Source organism: Lysinibacillus parviboronicapiens (assembly GCF_003049605.2).
GTDB lineage: Bacteria > Bacillota > Bacilli > Bacillales_A > Planococcaceae > Lysinibacillus > Lysinibacillus parviboronicapiens.
Genome location: NZ_CP073713.1, coordinates 472,698 through 494,820, shown reverse-complemented (window position 1 = coordinate 494,820; position 22,123 = coordinate 472,698). Strand labels below are relative to the sequence as shown.

Annotated in this window: 18 protein-coding genes; 2 read left to right on the top strand and 16 right to left on the bottom strand. The window is 38.8% G+C overall.

All coding sequences use genetic code 11. The annotated features are described in order from the left end of the window. Positions 1-67 precede the first annotated feature (67 nt). The 10 genes from C9J31_RS02455 to C9J31_RS02410 form a co-directional block, all read right to left on the bottom strand. Positions 68-850, bottom strand: coding sequence for an enoyl-CoA hydratase (locus C9J31_RS02455; RefSeq protein WP_107948322.1), 783 nt, complete (start codon positions 848-850; stop codon positions 68-70). Further along, positions 847-1,764 carry a hydroxymethylglutaryl-CoA lyase gene (locus C9J31_RS02450; protein ID WP_107948323.1) on the bottom strand — a complete coding sequence of 306 codons (918 nt, stop codon included), beginning with the start codon at positions 1,762-1,764 and terminating at the stop codon, positions 847-849. The genes C9J31_RS02455 and C9J31_RS02450 overlap by 4 nt, the downstream gene beginning before the upstream one ends. A 12-nt stretch (positions 1,765-1,776) precedes the next feature. Continuing rightward, positions 1,777-1,989: an acetyl-CoA carboxylase biotin carboxyl carrier protein subunit gene (locus C9J31_RS02445; RefSeq protein WP_054768013.1), complete on the bottom strand. Its 213-nt coding sequence runs from the start codon at positions 1,987-1,989 to the stop codon at positions 1,777-1,779. 67 nt (positions 1,990-2,056) lie between these two features. After that, positions 2,057-3,415 carry an acetyl-CoA carboxylase biotin carboxylase subunit gene (locus tag C9J31_RS02440; RefSeq protein ID WP_107948325.1) on the bottom strand — a complete coding sequence of 453 codons (1,359 nt, stop codon included), beginning with the start codon at positions 3,413-3,415 and terminating at the stop codon, positions 2,057-2,059. A 13-nt stretch (positions 3,416-3,428) separates the two neighbouring features. Continuing rightward, positions 3,429-5,063 (bottom strand): AMP-binding protein, encoded by a 1,635-nt coding sequence (locus tag C9J31_RS02435; protein WP_107948327.1) that lies wholly within the window; start codon positions 5,061-5,063, stop codon positions 3,429-3,431. A gap of 31 nt (positions 5,064-5,094) precedes the next feature. After that, positions 5,095-6,237 (bottom strand): acyl-CoA dehydrogenase, encoded by a 1,143-nt coding sequence (locus C9J31_RS02430; RefSeq protein ID WP_107948329.1) that lies wholly within the window; start codon positions 6,235-6,237, stop codon positions 5,095-5,097. Positions 6,238-6,327: 90 nt separating this feature from the next. Beyond that, positions 6,328-6,975 carry a TetR/AcrR family transcriptional regulator gene (locus tag C9J31_RS02425; protein ID WP_107948571.1) on the bottom strand — a complete coding sequence of 216 codons (648 nt, stop codon included), beginning with the start codon at positions 6,973-6,975 and terminating at the stop codon, positions 6,328-6,330. Between the two features lie 454 nt (positions 6,976-7,429). Continuing rightward, positions 7,430-8,482, bottom strand: coding sequence for a YkvI family membrane protein (locus C9J31_RS02420; protein WP_107948331.1), 1,053 nt, complete (start codon positions 8,480-8,482; stop codon positions 7,430-7,432). Between the two features lie 18 nt (positions 8,483-8,500). After that, complete coding sequence (gene menC, locus C9J31_RS02415; protein WP_107948333.1) at positions 8,501-9,607, bottom strand: o-succinylbenzoate synthase; 1,107 nt, start codon at positions 9,605-9,607, stop codon at positions 8,501-8,503. A 1-nt stretch (position 9,608) separates the two neighbouring features. Continuing rightward, positions 9,609-10,421, bottom strand: a complete 813-nt coding sequence (locus C9J31_RS02410; protein WP_107948335.1) for a GNAT family N-acetyltransferase — start codon at positions 10,419-10,421, stop codon at positions 9,609-9,611. 75 nt (positions 10,422-10,496) lie between these two features. On the opposite strand from C9J31_RS02410, the gene C9J31_RS02405 reads away from it, so the two are divergent. Then, positions 10,497-10,835: a hypothetical protein gene (locus C9J31_RS02405; protein WP_107956245.1), complete on the top strand. Its 339-nt coding sequence runs from the start codon at positions 10,497-10,499 to the stop codon at positions 10,833-10,835. A 33-nt stretch (positions 10,836-10,868) separates the two neighbouring features. On the opposite strand, the gene C9J31_RS02400 is transcribed toward C9J31_RS02405, so the two are convergent. The 3 genes from C9J31_RS02400 to C9J31_RS02390 all read right to left on the bottom strand — a co-directional run bounded on the left by C9J31_RS02400 (position 10,869) and on the right by C9J31_RS02390 (position 15,429). Next, entirely contained in the window at positions 10,869-11,984 is a 1,116-nt protein-coding gene (locus tag C9J31_RS02400; RefSeq protein ID WP_107948339.1) for a M20 peptidase aminoacylase family protein, read from the bottom strand. A gap of 5 nt (positions 11,985-11,989) precedes the next feature. Further along, a complete protein-coding gene (locus C9J31_RS02395) occupies positions 11,990-12,859 on the bottom strand; it encodes a MurR/RpiR family transcriptional regulator (protein WP_244854860.1) in 870 nt (289 codons plus the stop codon). 380 nt (positions 12,860-13,239) lie between these two features. After that, positions 13,240-15,429: a DNA topoisomerase III gene (locus tag C9J31_RS02390; protein WP_107948341.1), complete on the bottom strand. Its 2,190-nt coding sequence runs from the start codon at positions 15,427-15,429 to the stop codon at positions 13,240-13,242. Between the two features lie 410 nt (positions 15,430-15,839). Between C9J31_RS02390 and C9J31_RS02385 the strand changes: the two genes are divergently transcribed. Beyond that, positions 15,840-16,037, top strand: a complete 198-nt coding sequence (locus tag C9J31_RS02385) for a hypothetical protein (RefSeq protein WP_107924479.1) — start codon at positions 15,840-15,842, stop codon at positions 16,035-16,037. Between the two features lie 217 nt (positions 16,038-16,254). On the opposite strand, the gene C9J31_RS02380 is transcribed toward C9J31_RS02385, so the two are convergent. From C9J31_RS02380 to C9J31_RS02370, 3 genes are all read right to left on the bottom strand, one after another. Continuing rightward, the gene (locus C9J31_RS02380; RefSeq protein WP_107948343.1) at positions 16,255-17,328 is read right to left on the bottom strand and encodes a glycosyltransferase; all 1,074 of its coding nucleotides are present in this window, start codon (positions 17,326-17,328) and stop codon (positions 16,255-16,257) included. Positions 17,329-17,485: 157 nt separating this feature from the next. Then, positions 17,486-18,235: a hypothetical protein gene (locus C9J31_RS02375; protein WP_107948344.1), complete on the bottom strand. Its 750-nt coding sequence runs from the start codon at positions 18,233-18,235 to the stop codon at positions 17,486-17,488. A gap of 1 nt (position 18,236) precedes the next feature. Next, positions 18,237-22,025, bottom strand: a complete 3,789-nt coding sequence (locus tag C9J31_RS02370; RefSeq protein WP_107948346.1) for an AAA domain-containing protein — start codon at positions 22,023-22,025, stop codon at positions 18,237-18,239. Positions 22,026-22,123: the final 98 nt, after the last annotated feature.

Genomic DNA, 22,123 nt, shown 5'->3' with positions numbered 1-22,123 from the left:
CCTTTTGCCCATTCCATTAGCCCTTATCTTGAAAGATGGGACACTACTATTTCTGAATCAAAATAAATTACTGTCCCGAATATTGTGGCGACCGCTTTTCCTGGAAAGCAAGCAGGCCTTCCAAACGGTCCTCCGTTGGGATAAGAGCACTGTATGCAAGAGATTCAATTTTCAAGCCTGTTGCTAAATCTACTTCAACACCTTGATTCATAGCAATTTTCGCCTGCATAAGAGATAGTGGCGCATTTTTCGCCATTTCGAGTGCAAGTTGTTGTGCCTTTTCCTGTAGCTCATGGCCGTCAAATACATACTCTACTATGCCGTATTCCTTTGCTTCTACTGCATTTAATCGACGTGCAGTATAAATTAATTCCTTCGCTTTTCCGATACCAATCAGTCGCGGTAAACGTTGTGTGCCTCCTGCGCCCGGAATAATACCTAACGATGTTTCAGTAAGACCTAATTGCGTATGTGCAGCTGCAACACGTACATCACAAGCAAGAGCCAACTCAAGACCACCACCAAATGCAACTCCATTTAACACGGCAATAACTGGTTGCGCCAATGCTTCTACTTTGGTAACTGTCGCACCAATCAATTGCACAATTTGTTTTACTTGTCGATCAGACATACCTTTACGCTCTTTTAAGTCAGCTCCAGCACAAAATGCCTTTTGCCCTGTCCCTGTTAGCAATACAACCCGCACTGTCGGATCTCCGTTTACTTTATCCAAAGTGGCTCCAAGCTCATTCAATAACTGTACAGACATTGCATTTGCTGCTTCAGGTCGTGTTAGCGTGATGAGTCCTATGTTTCCTGCTATCAATTCAAAACGAACAAGTTGTGTCATAGAACATTAGCACTCCCTTCATTACGGACAATTGCCATTTGTTTAGACGCAACTGTTTTTCCTAGTTTTTGTTCTATAAAATGCGCCGCTTCTAGCAAAGATTTCAAGTTAACACCTGTTTTTATACCCATTTCATCTAATAGATACAATAAATCTTCTGTGGCAATATTGCCTGATGCTCCTTTCGCATAAGGACATCCACCTAAACCACCTAGTGCACTATCAAATTTTGTAATCCCCATATCTAAGGATTTCATAATATTTACAAGTGCTGTACCACGCGTATCGTGAAAATGCATCGCAAATTTTTCTGTGGGGTATCTTTTTAATAGTTCTTCTAAAAGAGACTCTACCTGTGTTGGTACACCAACGCCGATTGTATCACCTAGAGAAATTTCATCGACGCCCATTTCTAGTAATTTATCAGTTACTCGTAAAACCTTTTCTGGCTGTATGTAGCCTTCATAAGGGCAACCAATCACCGTTGAAATATAACCACGTACGTTTTTATGCTCGTTCTTTGCCCCTGTTACTACTTCCCGTAATATAGGAAATGTTTCAGCAATTGATTTATTGATATTATTTTGATTATGGCTTTCACTTGCAGACATAAAGACGTTCACTTCATCAATATCAGCTTGCAAAGCGCGTTCTAAGCCACGCATATTTGGTACGAGTGCCGCATATGTTATATCTTTTTCTCGCTTGATGGCTTGCAGGACCTCTACCGCATCCGCCAATTGAGGGATCCATTTTGGATGGACAAACGACGTTACCTCAATATAATTTAATCCCGTCTGACTAAGTAAATTCACTAGTTGTATTTTATCTGCAGTAGTAATGTGTGTCTTTTCATTTTGCAAGCCATCACGGGGGCCAACTTCCTTTAACGTTACATGCTTCGGTAGTTGCATATAGATGCCTCCTTATTCGATTTCTAAAATATCGTCATCTACGTTAATGAAATCTCCCTCATTGGCAATAATTTTTGTCACAACTCCATCTTCCTCTGCAGCAATCGGAATCTCCATTTTCATGGATTCTAAAATTACTACGTCTTGCCCTGCTGTTACTTTTTCGCCTTCTGCTACAACGATTTTCCATACTGTTCCTGCCATACTCGCTTTCACTATTGCCATAAAAAATCCCTCCAAATAGTATTGTGTCAAAATTTATTTCGATATTTCAGACGCATATTCGGCACTGTTATTTCGTTCCCGTTAGTTGCGGTAAATAATATTCCTCAACGAACTTAGTCGTTGTCTGTCCTTTTAAGAATTGCTCATGGGTTACAGTTTTTAAAAGCATCGGAATATTGGTCTGAATACCTTCTACTTTGTACTCCTTAAGTGCCTGAATTAGTCGCTCACATGCGATTGCGCGCGTTTCCCCCCATACGACTAATTTACTTATCATTGGATCGTAAAACGGTGTCACTGCTGAGCCTGCTTCTACCCCGCATTCATGACGAATACCTTCCCCAGCAGGTAACTCTAGTGCTGTAATCAGACCCGGAGACGGGAAGAAAGTTATTGGATTTTCTGCATAAATTCGTACTTCTATTGCATGCCCTTGTTTTTGAATGCTATCGCGCGTAAATGTTAATGGATGCTGAGCTGCAACTTTTAATTGCTCCTCTACGAGATCCAGCTTCGTGATTTCTTCTGTCACGGGATGTTCAACTTGTAAACGTGTATTCATCTCTAAAAAATAAAAATTTTGCTCTGCATCCACCAAATATTCGATTGTGCCGGCATTGACATAACCGATATGTTTAACTGCCTGAATAGAAGCATCTAACATACGTAGCCTCGTTTCTTCAGAGATGAATGGAGATGGTGCCTCCTCTACAACTTTTTGATTACGCCGTTGAATCGAGCATTCGCGTTCAAATAACGGAACAACATTGCCAGCATAATCAGCGATAATTTGTACCTCTACATGATGGGGATTAGCAATAAATCGTTCCATATACATCGTGCCATCACCGAAAAATGATTGTGCGCGTTTTTGATTACCTTCAAAAGCTTTTGCTAACTCCTCATCATTTTCCACGAGTTGCATCCCAATGCCACCACCACCAGCGGAAGCTTTCAACATAATGGGATACCCTAAACGGGAAGCAATTTCAATAGCTTCCGTACTATCGTTGACGGCTGTTTCTACACCTTCTACAATCGGTACACCTGCTGCCTTCATAGTCTTTCTAGCTTCTAATTTACTGCCCATTGATGCAATAACTTCAGCGCTCGGTCCAATAAAAACTAAGCCTTCTTGCTTACAGCGTTGAGCAAAACTAGCATTCTCCGATAATAAGCCGTAACCTGGATGGATTGCATCAGCACCGCTTTCCTTAGCCACTTCAAGAATCCGCTCCATATTTAAATAACTTTGTGCAACTGGTGGCTTTCCGATACAATATGCTTCGTCTGCCTCCCTAACATGTAAGCCTTCAGCATCCGCTTCTGAATAAACAGCCACGGTTTGAATTTTCAGTCGTTTACACGTTCGAATGATACGTCTAGCTATTTCACCACGATTGGCAATTAAAATTTTCTCGAACATTTCCTTACCTCCTTTATTTCACCATCGCCGCAAAGCCCTCACGTAATTTATATTTCTGCACTTTTCCCGATGCTGTCATCGGATAACTCTCGATAAAGAAAATATATTTTGGAATTTTATGTCTTGAAATTTTATCTTTGCAAAAGTTTCGGATTTCTTCTTCTGTTACACGTTCGCCTTCTCGTAAAATAATCCAGGCTGCTGCTTCCTCGCCATAAACTGGATCAGGGACGCCTGCAACTTGCACATCAGAAATTTTTGGATGCGTGTAAAGAAATTCCTCAATTTCTCGCGGATATAAGTTTTCGCCACCTCGGATAATCATGTCCTTTAAACGACCGGTTATTCGAACATAACCTGCATCATCTTTTGTAGCCAAATCTCCTGTGTGAAGCCATCCATCTGAGTCGATAGCAAGTTTAGTTTCCTCAGGATTTTTGTAGTACCCTTTCATGACATGATATCCTCTCGTACATAGCTCACCTTGCTCATGTGGAGTAGCTTCCTCATCTGTACCAGGAATTACGATTTTCACTTCTAAACTTGGTAATGCACGGCCAACTGTCTCGACTTTTAAATTGAGAGGATCATCTGCTCTCGTTTGTGTAATAACTGGAGAGGATTCTGTTTGTCCATAGCATATTGTCACATCTGTCATACCCATTTTGTCGATGACAGCTTTCATCACTTCGATAGGACAATTAGAGCCTGCCATTACTCCCGTACGTAATGACGATAAATCATATGACGAAAAATTCGGTAAATTCAATTCACTAATAAACATCGTTGGTACGCCATGTAACGCTGTACATTTTTCTTTCTCTACTGTTCGTAATACTTCTGCAGGGGAGAATTCCTGTACGGGTACCATCGTGCCACCACTAGTTGTAATCGCCAATGTACCAATTACACAGCCAAAACAATGGAAAAATGGCACAGGTATACACAAGCGGTCTTCATATGTTAATCGCATGCACTCAGCAATATTTAACGCATTATTCACTAAGTTATAATGCGTTAACATTACACCTTTTGGGAAACCAGTTGTCCCTGATGTATATTGAATATTAATGACATCATCATAATGAAGTAATTGCTGTCTTTGAGCTAATTGTTCCTCTGTTACTTGTTTTGCAGCGGCTAATACATCTGACCAGTTGAGCACACCAGGATACTTCGTGTTACCAATTAAAATAACATTTTTCAATAAAGGTAGGCGCTTCGATTGTAAATTACCTGGTTCACAATGTTCTAACTCCGGACATAACTCTTGCAGTGTATTTATAAAAGAATGGTCTCGAAAATTTTCAATTAAAATAATCGTTTTTGCATCTGATTGCTTTAATAGATATTCCAATTCATGTGCACGATAATTTGTGTTAACAGTGACGATTGGCGCTCCCATTTTCCCTGTTGCAAACTGCAATTGCACCCATTCTGGTACATTTGTCGTCCACACAGCAATGTGATCTCCCTTTTCGATTCCAAGAGACATTAACCCCCTAGCAACTAAGCGACTTTGATAATTTAGCTCCTCATAAGTCATTCGTAAATCTCTATCTGCATACACAAGCGCTTCACGTTTAGGATACTTTTCTGTTTTTTCATCTAGCAACTGACCAATTGTTTGATACACTAGCTGTGCCATGAAAAACCTCCTTCTATGTGCTATTTACTTATTAACAGCCGATTAGACGAGCAATAACGAGTCGTTGAATTTCCGATGTACCTTCACCAATTTCCATTAACTTAATGTCACGTAAATGACGTTCTACATCATATTCCTTCATATATCCTGAACCACCGTGAATTTGAATAGCTTGATTACAAGTACGGAAGCCCATTTCAGAAGCAAATAATTTTGCCATCGCTGCTTCTTTACCAAATGGCTTCTTTTGATCTTTTAGCCACGCTGCCTTATGTACTAACGTACGTGCAAGCTCAATTTCCATTGCCATATCTGCTAATTTAAACTGGATTGCTTGTAATTTTGAGATAGGTGCTCCAAACTGCTCGCGTTCTTTTGAGAATTGCAATGCTTTTTCATATGCAGCCTGCGCAATTCCAACTGATAATGCTGCGATTGAAATTCGCCCCCCATCTAAAGTATTTAAAAATTGACTAAAACCACGCTTTTCATCACCTAATAGATTAGTCTTTGGTACACGTACGTTTTGCAATACAATCTCACAAGTATTTGATCCACGCACACCCATTTTGTCGTAATTACAGTTGATTGTTACACCAGGCGTATTCGTGGGAACGATAATAGACGAGATAATCTTTTTCCCATCTTCACGTTTACCTGTTACTGCTGTCACGATAATTTGACGAGCATGACCTGCATTCGTAATCCAGCATTTTTCACCATTAATGACATAATCATCGCCATCAATGACCGCAGTTGTACGTGTACCTCCAGCGTCTGAGCCGGCATTGGGCTCTGTTAAACCGAATGCGCCCAGTGTTTCCCCCTTCGCTAATGGAACAAGCCATTCACGTTTTTGCTCCTCTGTTCCAAAATTATAAATTGGCGAAGCACCTAAACTAACTGCTGCTGCAAAACTTAAACCTGTGCCCCCACACGCTCGACCAATTTCTTCAACAGCAATTGCATAAGATACAGTATCTCCCCCAGAACCACCGTATTCTTCAGGAAACGGGATACCCAATAAGCCTAGTTCTGCCATTTTTTCAAAGCTTTCTATTCTCATTGTAGAAGTTTCATCTACTTCACGCGCATAAGGTTTAATTTCTTTTTCTGCGAAATCACGAACCATATCTCGAATCATCACTTGCTCTTTTGTTAGTTCAAAATTCATTCCAAGTTCCCCCTTGTGTTAAATTCGCCATCGCGAATTTTGTTAAGATGACAATTGCTCCAACTTAAACCGACTAGTCGGTTTGTATTACTAATTAATAAAACCAGTCTCTGTAGCTGGCTTTACCTTTACCATAAATTGAATTGCTTCTTCCATAGCTTGTTCAGTGACGATTGCACGTAATATCATGTCCGTAAAGACTTCTGTAATTTCCTCCATTGTCAATGGCCCTGTTTGTTTAAACCATTTATATGTCCAGTTAATCATCCCAACTATAGCCATTGTTACAATCGTAGACGGCAATTCCGAACGAAAATCATTTGTCTCCTGACCTTCTGCAATAACCTTTTGTAAAATATCCCGATATTGGTCACGTTTTTTATGAATAAGCACGCTATACTCTTCCGGCAGTGAACGACTTTCTTCGTAAAATACTATAATATGCGCCTGATACACATCAAACACTTGTGACAGCGTTTGAACCATAGCACATAAACGTGTAATCGGTGTGTTGTATTGATCGTAAGCTTCCTGGGATTGCTTTATAACATAGGAAATAAACACATCATGAATTTCATACAACAATTCATCCTTTGATTTGAAATTATGATAAAACCCACCTTTTGATGCACCAATATATTCGACAATTCGATCGACAGTTACACTGTGGTAGCCATCTTGCTGAAACAGTACTAGTGAAGCGTCTACAATTCTTTGTTTTAATGTTTTCTTTACCATAGGCATCCATCATCCTCTTTATGACTCTACTTCATCACTCCCTATAATCAGGAAATAACACTTTAAAAATACTATGACACCATTAATATAGCATTCTCAAAAAAAGGTGTCTAGCATTAACAAAGAAAATAATTGCTATTTCGAGAATTTAATTCACTTAATACAGTTATAATTACAAAACGCCATTTTACGTATGATACTTATCTTTATATAATAATTTTCAATAGCGTAATATAATTTCTCTTATTAGCTATAACAAAGTTTGCTTTGTCTCAACGATTACTCATATACATTAAAGGTATGACTGCCATTAAATTTTCATGCACCACTTTCACCATAAAAAAAGAGACTTCTAAAAGTCTCTTTTTTGGTCCCGCATGTGCTTTGGAATTTTTGTTACCCAAGTACTATTTAAAATACTTTTAGCTACTTAAGACATCACTAAATCATAACTTTATGCAACTGTAGGTACTTTTCGTATCCATGCAATAATGACTGCAATGATTAAAGCGAATCCTAAATACCCCATTGTTGAATACACTTTACCAACTAGTGTTGTAAACCCTACTAAGCTCGCTGCAAATCCAAGTAAACCAATAACGACAATACTAGGTTTAAAATATTTATGTTCTGGTGCTACAAAACGTACCGTAAAAGCATAAAACATGCCAACAGCAGTGTTGTACATCATCCCTAACAATGCAATTGACATGAGCACACCAACAACTGGATGAATTTGTTTGGCCAATTCTAACGTTGGCATTGCTACTCCATTCACAACATCCAATTTCACGAACATCGCGATATTAATCAGTAATATTAAACCACCAAGCATAAGTCCACCAAGTAGCCCACCTAATCCTGCCACTTTACGATCTTTCAGCGTACCGCCCATAACAATTAACATAGCTGCACCCGCTGCTATATTGTATGACACATAAAGCAGAGCACCCATAAACCAGTTTGGCGCTGCAGTTGTCTGCTCCCTAGCTATCACTTCCTGCTGGGCAATCGTTAGATCCATCGTCAATATTGAATAGACTAATATAATAAAGATAATAGCCATTAAATAGGGTGTTACTAATGCTATTATATTAATAATATTCTTCACATTTAATAACAATGTTAAAATAGTAAGAATCACCATTATAATACTACCGACCATCGGATTTATTCCGAACATTTGATGGAATGTTGACCCTGAGCCAGCAAACATTACAACAGCTACGCCGAATAGGAAAAATGTAATTAATATATCTAAAATTACGCCTACATAGCGTCCGCCTATATGATAGATCACTTTTTTATGGGACGTTGTTTGTAAATCCGTGCCAAGTTGCGCTAAACTCATCCCTAAAAAAGCAAAGGCAATCGTTGCAACAATTGCCCCTGCAATACCGTACAAACCAAAACTTGTAAAGTATTGCATGATCTCTTGACCTGATGCAAATCCAGCCCCTACGATTAACCCAACAAATGCACCGCCTATTTGCCAACTTTTTTTCATGAAACACCCGCTTATCAATTATTTATATGTTTTATGTGCTACGGTAAATGAATTGATTGTGTCTACATTTACGTCAAAGCCGATTCCTGCTTTTTGAGACACTTGAATATAACCGTCTTGCGCAACAACCTCTGGCTCGATGACATCCTTTTCCCAATAACGATTTGAACCTGCAGTATCACCTGGTAAAATGAAATTTGCTAGTGTTGTTAAGGCTACATTATGAGCTCGTCCAATTCCTGACTCAAGCATGCCACCACACCAAACTGGGATATTATTCGATTCACAGTAATCATGAATTTTTTTCGCTTCTGTTAAGCCCCCAACACGACCAATTTTAATGTTAATGATACGCGTACTACCTAACTCCACTGCTTTTCGTGCGTCTTCTAATGAATGAATACTTTCATCTAAGCAAATTGGTGTATTGATTAGCTCTTGCAATTTCGCATGGTCGATAATATCATCTGATGCCAGCGGTTGCTCAATCATTGTTAAGTTAAAGGCATCAAGCTGCTTTAACGTATCCGCATCGGCTAGGCTATATGCCGAGTTTGCATCAGCCATAAATGCTACATCAGGAAATGTTTCACGCAACCTACGCATCACATCTACATCCCAACCTGGCTTTATTTTAATCTTCATACGTTTATAGCCTTCTTTTACATAACCGTCTACTAAGCCAACTAAATCCTCGATTGATTGTTGAATTCCGATACTGATACCAACTTCAATTTTGTCCTTGTTGCCACCAAGTGCAGCTGCTAATGATTGATTTGTTTGCTGTGCATAAATATCCCAAATGGCACCTTCTAGCGTTGACTTTGCCATATTATTTTTGCGAATTGGCTTGAAGAGTTCGTTTACTTCATCTGGATGCTTGATTTCTTTATGTAGAATTAGTGGAATTAAGAAATCCTCGAGCATATGCCAGTTCGTTTGTAGTGTTTCTTCGTTATACCAAGGAGAGTGGAATGCAACTGATTCTCCCCACCCAATAGTACCTGATGCATCTTTAGCTTCTAAAACTAAAAAATCTCTATCGTCAAACGTACCAAAGCTTGTAGTAAACGGTGCTTTTAATTTCATTTTTAAATGGCGAATTGTAATTTCAGTAATTTTCATGTTAGTTAGCTCCTTCCAAGCCTAATGTTGCTAGTTTTACGAACACATACTCGTTATAGTTTTCCTGTTGCTGTAATTGAACTGCTGTATAACCTTGCGCAAATAATTTTTGTATCAATCGACGTGTTTTCAAGCGCCAATCCAATGCCAAAGCTGGGTCTTGTATCTTTAGTGTTTGAAAATCCTTCGGTACTGGTAATGTGTATATGTCATTATTAAAAATAGAATTTTCTGACATTTTTAGATAAGGTAAGTCTTGCTCATTGAATATACAGTTTGCTACATTTACCGCTGTAGTTGCATCGATGGCAACATCATGCACTACATAGTCAGATGTTAAGTACCAACTGACCTCCAATCGATCAGATGGTAAACCTTTATTTAAGCCATCCTGCATTTCACCGTAGCAATTTTCTATATATGTGTGGCAAATACCATTTAACTTTGATAGATTGAGATAACCGTTTCGTGTTTCAAGCGGGTCAAACGTCCACACCATTAAATCATAGCCGCGCTCAATAGCAATGACTTGCTGGGCTTGCTTTAATGATTCGCCAATTCCTTGCGAACGATAATTTTTATCGATACCTAACATATGAGAACATAAATAACTTTTACCCTCTCGAAAACCGGCAAATCCGTAGCTAAAACCAACTAATTTGTCACCATCATAAGCTCCAACTACGATACCACCGTTTTTCACTGCTGTTAATGTTTGATGAATTGGAATTGGCGGCATACTCCACACGTTATATTCAAGTTGTTGTACCTGTTCCAGTTGTTCGATTGTTTTTACTTCACGAATATCAATCATTTAGAATCGCTTCTTTCTTTACTTTTATCCCGTACCAACAGGAGCTAAATTCTCTTTGGCTAATTAAGCTCCTGTATGTACCCGATTGGTTCAACTATTAAAGCGATGACGTGGAAGATTCCACCGCTTCAGTTTCACTTTATCCCGTACCAACAGGAGCTAAATTCTCTTTGGCTAATTAAGCTCCTGTATGTACCCGATTGGTTCAACTATTTAGCGATGGCGTGGAAGATTCCACCGCTTCAGTTTCACTTTATCCCGTACCAACAGGAGCTAAATTCTCTTTGGCTAATTAAGCTCCTGTATGTACCCGATTGGTTCAACTATTTAGCGATGGCGTGGAAGATTCCACCGCTTCAGTTTCACTTTATCCCGTACTTACAATTGAATAACAGCTACGCTACTGCACGCTAAACAGTGCCCGCTACCTCCTTTTGTCGTTACTTCTTATAACGTACGTAGAATGGCTCTTGTGATGATAGCTACACCTGTTATGAGGCGTTCTTTATTAAACGTCATTTTCGGATGATGTAATCCTGGTGAAACACCACAACCAAGTCCAAGCATCGTGGCTTTAAGATGTGGTTTTTCATACGTATAAAAATGAAAGTCTTCGCCGCCCGGTGTAACAACTGGTGGTACGCACGCTACGTCCCCGACCACATCAATAATTGCTGCGCGCATATGTTCCATTGCTTCATCATTCACTAACGCCGCAACAATATGTGCATCCACTTGTAGCTCAATCTTTGCATTATACATGGCTTCCACAGATGCCTTTACACGTTCAATCCCTGCGGTTAACACGTGCATGACTTCATTCGTTTGTGCACGTGCATCAATACTAAATGTTGCTTTTCCAGGGATAATATTTGCCGAAGTACCTCCTGCATTAAATTGCGTCATTTTAGCCGAAGCTGATACATTCGGATCTGTCCAAATTTTTTGTAGGCCCTCTACAATTGCTGCTCCTACTTCAATGGCGTTAATGCCAAGTTCAGGACGTGCACCATGTGCCTCTTCTCCAATAATCGTACCCGTAAAAAGCTTCGCTGCCCCATGATATAACGCAGGTGTATACGTTCCATCCTGTAATTCTTTAAGTGGACGAACATGAACGCCGAACAAATAATTCAAGTCATCTATTACACCTTTATCAACTAAGGCACGAGCACCCTCTGCCTTTTCTTCAGCCGGCTGAAAAAGGATGCGCACTGCACCAGATAATGCTGGCTCCATATCCTTTAAAAGTAATGCCGTTCCAATAGCCATAGTCATATGGCCATCATGTCCACAAGAATGATTCGCTTTAAAAACACCATCAACTTCTTGCCAAAGCGCATCTATATCCGTTCGAAAGCCTACCTTCGGTGTTCCTTTTCCAATATCAACATAAAGCCCCGTCATATCGTCGAACATTTGTGGTTCCATATTGGCTTCCCTTAGTAAACTTGCAATGTATTGTGTCGTTTGCTGCTCCTGCCAACTAATTTCTGCATGCTCATGTAAATGCGAAAAAATTTCAGCCAAATTTGGCTGCAAGCTTTGTAAAAACTCGTTCATCCTATTCAACTCCATCGATTTGCAATAAAGCTATTTTGAAAATCATCATATTTTACGCGTTGACTTTCATAAAACTCATGATCCTGTGCTGTCATACCTGCAATAAGCGTATTCAAAAATGAGATAAGTGCTGGCATAGCGTCAATTGTTGACATTTCTTGTTGCTCATTTGCAAACGTAATTGTTGCATATTGCGCAATAGGTGCTACTGGGGAATCTGTTATACCAATAATCTCGCAATTTTTTGCTTGGATTTCTGCTGCTAATTGAATGGGCTCTTTAAAGTAGCGATGAAACGATAGAATAATAACAACAGAGTCCGCATCAATTTCTTGCAAGGCTCTTGCAATCTCGTTCGTTTCCAATCCAACGAGCACCACATTTGGCCGCAATAAATTCAGCGTGAAGTATAGCCATTTTGCAGCTAAATTTGAAGAACCGTAGCCAATAATGTAAATCTTCTTCTTCGTATGAAGTAACATTGAAGCGCGATTAAAATCTTTATCATTAATATTTGCTGCAACACTTAAAATCCTTGTTGCATCTCTTTCCATTGTTTGCTCATAAAAACGTGGATTTTCAAAAAGTTCTTGCTTTGATTCCAAATAATTTTGCAAACTACTACTATTGCCTTCATTGAATAAGTGTATCGTTACCTCACGCTGCAATTGTGCATATCCTGATAATCCTATTGCATAACAAAAACGAATTACTGTCGTTTCGCTCACTCCTGCTTGCTCGCCAACATTTGTAGCTGAGTGCATGCCAACATACTGCAAATTTTTAAGAATAAAGACCGCCACTTTTTGTTGGCTTTTTGAAAGTTTATGAAATTTTTCTTGAATGATATGTTGTATTGACCTATTATCCAACAAATTGAAGCGCACCCTTTTTTCTTTTATTTTTCTGAAGTCTAAACTTCATTGTTATGTTACATAGCCTAGCATAGTCTTTTTCGCAATTCAATATCTTTTCTGAAATTTCTGTTTTTATAAAAAATTATTAAGCTATTACTCATCAAAATCGCCAATAATCACTCAACAGAACAACACCTATAAAGAAGATTATTAAATAATTATGATGATGCCTTGTTTCTAAGTTTACAAATTTAGGCCTACATTCGACTGATTTTAGGATATGAACACATTCATGTCATATGGTAGTAAACATTTTATTTACCTTGATAATTAGGATTTGAAAAAACGCAGGCATGTTAATAATTAATTAACATGACTGCGTTTCACTTTTATAACAATTAATCAAACTTCATCCCTTTTAATAAATCCGCAAAGGCATTATTAATAGGTTCCGCCTCTTTCTCTTGTTCCTTCAGATACTTTTGCACAGAGCGTTTATCTACTTTTCCGCCACCTTCTTTTTTACGGCGAGCTTCAAACGCTGATAATTTTTCACGATGGCCACATTTACAAACGAAAATTTGGCCATCGCCTTCGCCACGAAGTTCTAGCTTTTTCTTACACTGTGGACAACGTGCATTTGTTACGCGTGCTACATTTTTACGATGACCACATTCGCGATCTTGGCACACAAGCATTTTGCCTTTTTTACCATTTACCTCAAGCATTGGTTTTCCACAATCTGGGCAAGATTTCGTTGAAATATTATCGTGCTTGTACTTTTTATCACTGCTTTTAATTTCAGATACGATTTCTTTTGTGTAGTTTTTCATTTCACTAATGAAAACTTCTTTTTTCAGTTTGCCTTTAGCAATTGCTTCAAGTTTTTGCTCCCATTCACCTGTAAGCGTAGGTGATTTTAATTCTTCTGGTACTAAATCAAGGAGCTGACGACCTTTTGAGGTAATGTGAATGTCTTTACCTCGCTTTTCAATAAGGAATGAATTGAAAAGCTTATCAATAATGTCGGCGCGTGTTGCCACCGTACCAAGTCCACCAGTTGATTTTAATGTGTCTGCTAGTTTCTTATCTTGTGTCTCCATGTACTTCGTTGGATTTTCCATAGCAGATAGTAATGTCGCTTCATTGAAACGAGCAGGCGGTTTTGTTTGCCCAGACGTTTGGACAATTAACTTTGTTTTTAATATATGCCCCTTTTCAATGCGAGGCAGGATTTGCTCTTTTAAATCATCTGTCGACTCTTCGTCTTCGAAGCGATTTTGGTATACTTCTTTCCAGCCAGCGCTAAGTATTGTTTTACCACGAGCGACAAACTTCTCTTCACCAATTGTTGCATTTAATGTTAACTGCTCGTATTCAAATGCAGGATATAATACCGCTAAGAAACGTTTGACAACTAAATCATATATTTTACGTTCTTTATCCGTAAAAGCTGAGAAATTTACATATCCTTCAGTTGGAATAATGGCATGGTGATCTGACACTTTGCTATCGTCTACGAAAGATTTAGAAGTTTTTATAGATTTATTTAAAACCTTATTTGCTAAAGTACGGTATTCTCCAATCGCACAAGCTTTTAATCGGTCTGATAGTGTACTAATAATGTCTGAAGATAAGTAACGTGAATCAGTACGAGGATATGTTAGTACTTTGTGCTGCTCATACAGCTTTTGCATAATGTTCAACGTTTCTTTTGCTGAGTAACCAAAGATTTTATTGGCGTCACGTTGAAGCTCTGTTAAATCATACAAGCCTGGTGCGAATGATTTTTTAGGTTTACGATCGATATCTGTGACTACGGCATCTTTATTGCCAAGTTTTTTCATGATGATATCAGTTTTCTCCTTATCAAAGCTACGGCTGTTACCCTTGTTATCCTGCCAAGTTAATTTTAAATTATCGCTTGTTTGTGCTTCAATGCCATAGTAAGTTTGTGGTTTAAAATGTTTGATTTCATCTTCGCGTTTAGCAATGATGGCCACCACAGGCGTTTGCACTCGGCCACAATTTAGTTGTGCATTAAATTTGGTCGATAGTGCACGACTGGCATTTAGTCCGATATACCAATCTGCTTCAGAACGTGCCACTGCAGAATGATACAAATTTTCGTATGCCTTCCCAGGTTTTAAATTATTGAAGCCATCTTTAATGGCCTTATCTGTAACAGATGAGATCCATAATCGTTTCATAGGCTTACGTACTTTTGCTTTTTCTATAATCCAGCGTGCCACAAGCTCACCTTCACGCCCAGCATCAGTTGCGATAATAATGTCACTCACATCACCACGCGTCAATTGCGATTTTACCGCGTTATATTGCTTACCTGATTGTTTAATAACTGTAAGCTTCAAGTTCTCTGGAAGCATCGGTAAATCTTCTAAGTTCCACGTTTTATATTTCACATCATAACTTTCTGGATCCGCTAATGTCACTAAATGTCCTAGTGCCCAAGTAACGATATATTTATCGCCCTCAAGATAACCATTTGCCTTTTTATTACAGTTAAGTACACGTGCAATATCACGCGCCACAGATGGTTTTTCAGCAATTACTAAGCTTTTTGCCATTTATGTCATCCTCTCTAGTTCCTTACATCCAATTACGCCTCGACGTAATGGCGTTTTAGATTGTGAATTGTGCCTGCGCAATTCACTCCTTGTCAAAATCTGCTGCTGTCACTGCGCTAAAGGTCGTTTTCGCGCACTAAAAATCTGGGACTTCCGCCAGAGGCACTTTCTTCATTCAGCAGTCGTTTAGAGCCCATTAATAAAGATAAAACTTCATTCATCTTGCCACCTGTAGAGGTGATGTTTTTTATACTGAATACAGATAACTATAGCATAGCTTGTAGATATTCGTTGTACGTTATATATTTCTTAATCGTCAAAAAACTTTACTCGACACTTCGCATACTCTAAAACCTCAAACATATATTGAATTGCCAGAATATTCTCTAAACTGTAAGGAGGGCAAAAAAATGCAAGCTCGACATTTTAGACCACGGAATGTGATTGTTATTACGATCATTGTTAGTTTATCCCTGTTAACTGGTCATGCTATTTATACAAACTTCATAGAGGTTCATTCAAATGACATAACTACTGACAAAAAATCTGGCGTCTTTATAAGTGAAATCAGCACTCCTTTAAGTCCTAGTAATCCCGATGAAGTGTAACGTAGTATAAGCTTCATGATGAATATGACATCATTAGCTTGTACGTTACAAACGGTGGCGTTGCCCATTTTTAAAGTTACGTTAGCACAAGAAAAACTTGAGGTAATTTCCAAATAGGTTAGTGAAATTATTGCATCAAAAGTAAAATAAAATAACGCAAGAAGGGAATCACATAATTCGTGGTTCCCTTCTTCTTAATAGTTCCTATCCATTATTGCTATTTCCCCTTGTTCAATCTACTATATAAGTATTTTTCATTGTCTAGTATACGTTTATCGTTCGGTTTATATCTGCGCGCAGCTTCATTATGCTCATGTGCATTTTCATATAGACCTAAGCGATCATACAGCTTACTTAATTGCAAATGTGGAAGCCATGTTGAATACGCTCGTCTCTGCGTACCGAGTGTAGTTGAAGATTGTTGTATCGCTTGCGAATACCAATAAATGGATGTTTCATTTTTAAATTGCTCCATAAATAGATGACCGATTCGACAACAAGTTTCAGGACTCGGCCGCTCATACAATAATGATTGTAAAAGAGACTGAATTGCTTGTTTTGAATCGCGTAAATGTTGATAGCAATCTGATACATTCAAACATGCCTGAATTTTATCCTCTGCAGAACCAAGGTCTAAATCTAGAAAGGTATTATAGTGATTAATTGCTTCTAAAAAGCGCTGATGACTTTTTAATTCATTAGCATAATGAAACGTTTCTCTCGCTGAAAACGAATGTCCTGCGGCCATTAGACGCTCATAAATTTGAATATTACGATCCCTATCTTTTTTTAATGGTAAATGGGTAATCACTACATCGCTATGGAAAAGTTTCCCTTTTACATGTAGAAACTCATGAACAGCACCCTGCCACTGAAAATTTCGCGAACGTTTTACGAGTCGATATCTTTTTTCAGAGATCTCGATTTCTCCATCTTCATCTAATTGTACGTAATAATCCATAGAGACAGCATCAATATTAGGATTTAGCGATTTCTTAAGTTGCAATAGCTTCTGCTGATATTCTGTCGTAAGTACATCATCTGCATCTAGCCATAAAGTATAATCTTTCGTTGCTTGTTGGAAAGAAAAATTACGGGCCTTTGCAAAATCATCGCACCATATGAAATCAAAAATACGCGTGGTATAGTTTTGAACAATTTCTTTTGTACGATCAGTAGAGCCCGTATCAATAATATTGATTTCATCCACTACATGTTGAACCGAATCTAGGCATCTTTCAATAATACTTTCTTCATTTTTGACAATCATGCATAAACTAATAGTTACCATCTGTCCCCTCCTCTATCTAAGTAATATATGCTACCTCTAAAATTATCAGCTTGGATATTTTCCCATTTCAAATGTGAAGTTTTGCTGTTCCGTTGCAAAAATATCCCTTTAATCCAAAAACGAACGGAGCAATATGCTACATCCGTTCGTTTTATCTTTATAAATATTCTTGTCGCCAACGTAATTGTTCTTTGTCTGATAACTGCTGTTCTAGCGTATTATCCCATTGATTTAATAGTGTATTCCACACTCTAGCGTACACAATATCTTGTTCCTTATCATGGAGGATGAATTCTAGACATGGAATATCATTTATTTGCTTGGCTTCTGTCTTCACAATGGTTTCAATGTGTGTATGTGCGGTGGCTGATTCATCATTTTCCTGCTGTAATGCTGCAATCATCATAGTTTCTTCAAATTGCTCCAGCTGTTCAGCCTCTTTATCTACATAGCGATATGGTTGTGGCAACTCATCATATTCCTCTATACTGTCTTCACCAATAGGGAGAAATAAGTGATGGCATGGACTAAATAAAAGATTTGCTGTTTTCACATCTAGTTCCTCCTCAAAAATACCCCGCTCCAATTGTTGCTCACCCTTAGCAGTTAATCTGTAGCAACCTTCCCTTTGTTCAATAAGACGAACCCGAGCCATCAATGACACTAAATCTTCAATAAAAAGTGGGTCAACAAGTAATAGTTCACTTAATTCCTGCGCATTTTGAAAATCCGCCTCTTGCATGCTCATTAATAGCATTTTCATTAAGACATCCATTGTAGCACGACGAATAGGCTCATAGGTCACTTCTACGGTACGAATGGGAATGCACCATTCATTTGACTTCACTATTTTCACATGGCGATTATGCTGTAGTTCTTTCATTAACCGCTGCTGTAATTTTGACATCCTATATCACCTGTCCTTCATGATTACGTAAGCCCTTGTAGGATTTCACCGTTGTGAGAAGATTGCTGTACATTTCACGCGTATCTTGATGTTTGGCTCGTTGTGCAAACATATCGGCGCTACCGACCAACATTAACAGCTCACGCGCGCGCGAAAGCGCAACATTTAAGCGACGATAATCGCGTGCAAAGCCGATGTCTCCTCCCTTAGGCGTATTACGTACCATACTCACTAAAATGACGTCCATCTCCATACCTTGGAACTTATCTACAGTCCCTGTTCTAAACTGGAGATGAGGTAGTTGTAGCTCCTGCTGAAGTAGGCGATTAATTTTCTTAACTTGCTCACCATAAAAGCTAATCACACCGACACTTTTCAGTGCATCCTGAGGCATGCGACCCGCCTTTTTCGCTTCAATAACAGCAGCATTTAAGTCTGTCAAAATGCGACGAATAGTTTGTAGCTCCCCTTCATTGTAGCGACTTGTTCCGCCCTTAACTTGCTCCTCTAAATAAGGCTTTTCAGTTGGAATGTCAATCCATAGTAAATGATCATCTCGTCTGACAAATTGCCCTTCTAAACCATGGTCACGTGCCACATCTGAGTCTGGCAAACCACATTGTAAACCATTTTCTTCCTTGGCGTAAAATGGTGTAATACTATGCATGATTTTTTCATGCATCCTGTATTGTAATGCAAGCATTTGCTTATGAGTCGCTGGTAAATTATTAAATAAACGTTCAAATAACGATTCACGCAACAAATTTTTCAGCTCTTGTGCCCCATCAAAGTTAGGATTGTCATCTATCATCGATTTCAGCGTTTCCTCTAACGTATCATCGCCAAGCAGCGGCGGTAACTGATGGTGATCGCCTACCAAAATAATTTTCTTACCTTTAAGCATTGGTAATAATAATTCGGGTGGTGTCGCTTTCGATACCTCGTCGATAATAACGACATCGAAGGTTGGATAGTTTTCCATAAACTCCTTACTTGCAGAAGCAACGCATGTTGTTCCGATTACATTGGCATGCCGCACATATAATTTACGAATTTCATCCAAATCATATTCTGTTGCGTTTTGTAGCTTATCACGCCACTCCACTTGCAATTTTTTACGAAGAGGTAGCTGTTTTTCTTTGCGTTGCAGTTCCTCATAGCTTGATTTAGCCGACACAATAGCTTGTGCTACTTCCTCATATGTACGCTCCGGAGTAGACTGGAGGAGTTGCGTGAATACCGTTAATTGCTTTTCCTTCTTTAAACCAGCCACATTAATATCCTTTAGGCTTGCTTCAAATTGCGTTAATTGCTGTTCAATGTCTTGTAAGCTTGCTTGTACTGTTTGGAGCGCTGCTTTCTTCGGTACGAGCTGCGTATTTGCCTGTTCGACAGCTTGTAGCTGTTGGCGTGCTGTTTGTAAAAAGACTTGCTTTTCTGCTACCAGTATTTTCAATTGTGCTACAGATTCTTCTGGCATAGAGCCACATTGCGTTACTAGTGTTTCAGCAAGCTGCTGTAGTTTTTCTTGATGCTCGGTATACGGCTTCAATTGTCGCAACAAGCTTTGTACATTGAAGCTCGTAATCGCACATTCTTGATGTAATAGACTACTGACATTTTGACGTAATGATGCAAATTCTTGATCTTTATGTTCTTGCTGTTGTTGAAGTGCGGCACCCTTTTGCCATACAAAATCACGACGCATATAGAGCCCAAGTAAATAGCTTTCTATTTGTTCTGCTGGTAGTGTCTGTCCCTCTTGAAAGGCTGTATTCAGCTGTGCAAACACGCCTGTTAAATTTTGCAATGAAAATGACTGAATAGGCTGCTGACGACTTTTTACAAGGGCTCGTTCCTTCGCTTCAGATGATAGTAATGATTCAAGCTTTTCAATTGCATTTCGTAGGCGCGTATTAATGATTGCCCAAGCTTCTAAATCCTTGGCATCCTCTAAATGCTCTAAACGTTGGATTTGCTGTGCTAGCACATGAGAAGGTCGAACGTGATAATGCTGTAAAAAACGATGAATACGCTCAAAAGTAGTTAATGTACTAGTAAAATTTTGCGCTTCCTTCATTGATTGGAGTCGCTTGCTTTCTTCTTCGTATTTCATTTGAATATCTTGGAACTGTAGCGCCATTTGCGTTATCTGAACTTGTAATTCCTTATATTGAATAGCCGCTTGCCACTGCTCTATCATTTTAGTAGTTTCATCTATAGTTAGTTGCAATTGTTCCATTGAAGTATTTTCTGTGAGAATCTGTTCCAGTGACTCAATAATAGGCTCTAATTGTGAAAGCTGTTTCTCGTAATGCTCTTTTTGCGCTTCACATGCTTGTTGCTCTGTCTTAACGGCTTTCAATTCTTTTTTTAATGCTTGGATTTCTTGTTGTAAAATCGGCTCATCGATAGCCGCTTGCTCTTTTGCCGCAATTTCCTTTGTAAGTTCCTCGAGCCATGTTTCTAGTTTTTCTAATTCATCTTTAGCTTTAATCATATTGTTTTGTAGTTCGTGCTCGCGTGCACTAAAGCTTGTAATTTCTTCCTCGACAGCGGCAAGTGTTTGCTCACGCCAATGTAGAGCAACGTTTTCCTCGATGAATTTTTTCCCCTCTTCCTCAATACTTTCCGTACGGCCATAGCGTAAAATACGAATTTCTTGATTGGAAAGTAGTCTCCCTAATGCATTATCTACGGCTAAATTTGATTGAGAGGCAACAAGTGTTTTTAAACCTGCCTTTACATTTTGTTGGCAGATTTCAGAGATAACAGTTGTCTTCCCTGTCCCAGGTGGTCCTTGTATGACATATAAATCCTCTACAGATAGAGCACCGATAACAGCCCGACGTTGATAGTCGTTTAAGTTATTATGAAATTCTATATCATCCCGTTGCTTAGCTGTTCTTACAGTTGGACGTTTTTCAAACAATATCGTCTCTAAACTAGGGTTGACTGCCTCACCTTTTTCGAGCTTAGTAAAACCATTGCGTAAGCGTTTAATTTGGCTCAATGTTGCAAAATTACTAAAGCTCGCTTGCTTTGAACGAACATTGAGTTGATCCTTTCTCGCCTGATCCTGTGCGAAAGGTTTTAAGTCAATCTCAATCGTTTGCTTCCCTGCATTTACTTTTAACACTTGTCCGATTTCGCCACGAACGCCTTGAATACTAACACTCAAGCCATTTAACTGCTTCCACTCCTTCGCCTTCACATAGGGGCATACGAGCGTAAGGCGTGTAAAATCTTCATTAAAATAGCTTTGTTTAAATTCTGTATGAATATCATCAATTGTGGCATCACGCTCTTGGATTTTTAAATAGCCTTCCCAGCTGGCAATTCGCTTTTTAACATATTCCGTACGCTCCTCAGCAATTGGTAGTTCTCTTATTTTGGTATGAAGGTCTAACGGAATACCCGCTCCATTATTAGGTCTTGTTACAAATTGCAGTACAACTGGTAAACGACGATTTGTATTCACTGGCCCGCGCATATGTACGAAACGGATATTTGTTGCCAGTAAGCCTTCAACTTTTAATACACAATCCATAATCGCTGTTTTCTCTTCGATTATGCCTGCTAACTTTTCATTTTGCTGTGCATTAAAATAAATCGACAAAAACGTTTCACCCGGGGTTTTCGCCTTTCGTTTTTCAATATAGACGGTAAATGTTTTTTGTAACGCAAAAAAGGCATGCTCATTTGCTGAGCATTCCTCTACCGCTTCCTTCGCCTTATTCGTCAAAATGAGATTACAGCGTTGTTTTTCTAGTAAAGCGATGTCCTGCATGAGCAGCCCTCCCTTCCGATATCACTAAAATCTTATTTTATCATATTGTTAAAGAATTCTAGAAAAGAAAAATCCCCTGAACAGTGATTTCCTTCCAC

Coding starts and splice junctions, on each gene's coding strand:
- C9J31_RS02430 (WP_107948329.1), bottom strand. CDS start 6,237: ATGAATTTTGAACTAACAAAAGAGCAAGTGATGATTCGAGATATGGTT.
- C9J31_RS02400 (WP_107948339.1), bottom strand. CDS start 11,984: ATGAACGAGTTTTTACAAAGCTTGCAGCCAAATTTGGCTGAAATTTTT.
- C9J31_RS02385 (WP_107924479.1), top strand. CDS start 15,840: ATGCAAGCTCGACATTTTAGACCACGGAATGTGATTGTTATTACGATC.
- C9J31_RS02455 (WP_107948322.1), bottom strand. CDS start 850: ATGACACAACTTGTTCGTTTTGAATTGATAGCAGGAAACATAGGACTC.
- C9J31_RS02375 (WP_107948344.1), bottom strand. CDS start 18,235: ATGTCAAAATTACAGCAGCGGTTAATGAAAGAACTACAGCATAATCGC.
- C9J31_RS02370 (WP_107948346.1), bottom strand. CDS start 22,025: ATGCAGGACATCGCTTTACTAGAAAAACAACGCTGTAATCTCATTTTG.
- C9J31_RS02440 (WP_107948325.1), bottom strand. CDS start 3,415: ATGTTCGAGAAAATTTTAATTGCCAATCGTGGTGAAATAGCTAGACGT.
- C9J31_RS02380 (WP_107948343.1), bottom strand. CDS start 17,328: ATGGTAACTATTAGTTTATGCATGATTGTCAAAAATGAAGAAAGTATT.
- C9J31_RS02435 (WP_107948327.1), bottom strand. CDS start 5,063: ATGGCACAGCTAGTGTATCAAACAATTGGTCAGTTGCTAGATGAAAAA.
- menC (WP_107948333.1), bottom strand. CDS start 9,607: ATGAAAATTACTGAAATTACAATTCGCCATTTAAAAATGAAATTAAAA.
- C9J31_RS02390 (WP_107948341.1), bottom strand. CDS start 15,429: ATGGCAAAAAGCTTAGTAATTGCTGAAAAACCATCTGTGGCGCGTGAT.
- C9J31_RS02425 (WP_107948571.1), bottom strand. CDS start 6,975: ATGGTAAAGAAAACATTAAAACAAAGAATTGTAGACGCTTCACTAGTA.
- C9J31_RS02420 (WP_107948331.1), bottom strand. CDS start 8,482: ATGAAAAAAAGTTGGCAAATAGGCGGTGCATTTGTTGGGTTAATCGTA.
- C9J31_RS02445 (WP_054768013.1), bottom strand. CDS start 1,989: ATGGCAATAGTGAAAGCGAGTATGGCAGGAACAGTATGGAAAATCGTT.
- C9J31_RS02405 (WP_107956245.1), top strand. CDS start 10,497: ATGTACCCGATTGGTTCAACTATTAAAGCGATGACGTGGAAGATTCCA.
- C9J31_RS02450 (WP_107948323.1), bottom strand. CDS start 1,764: ATGCAACTACCGAAGCATGTAACGTTAAAGGAAGTTGGCCCCCGTGAT.
- C9J31_RS02410 (WP_107948335.1), bottom strand. CDS start 10,421: ATGATTGATATTCGTGAAGTAAAAACAATCGAACAACTGGAACAGGTA.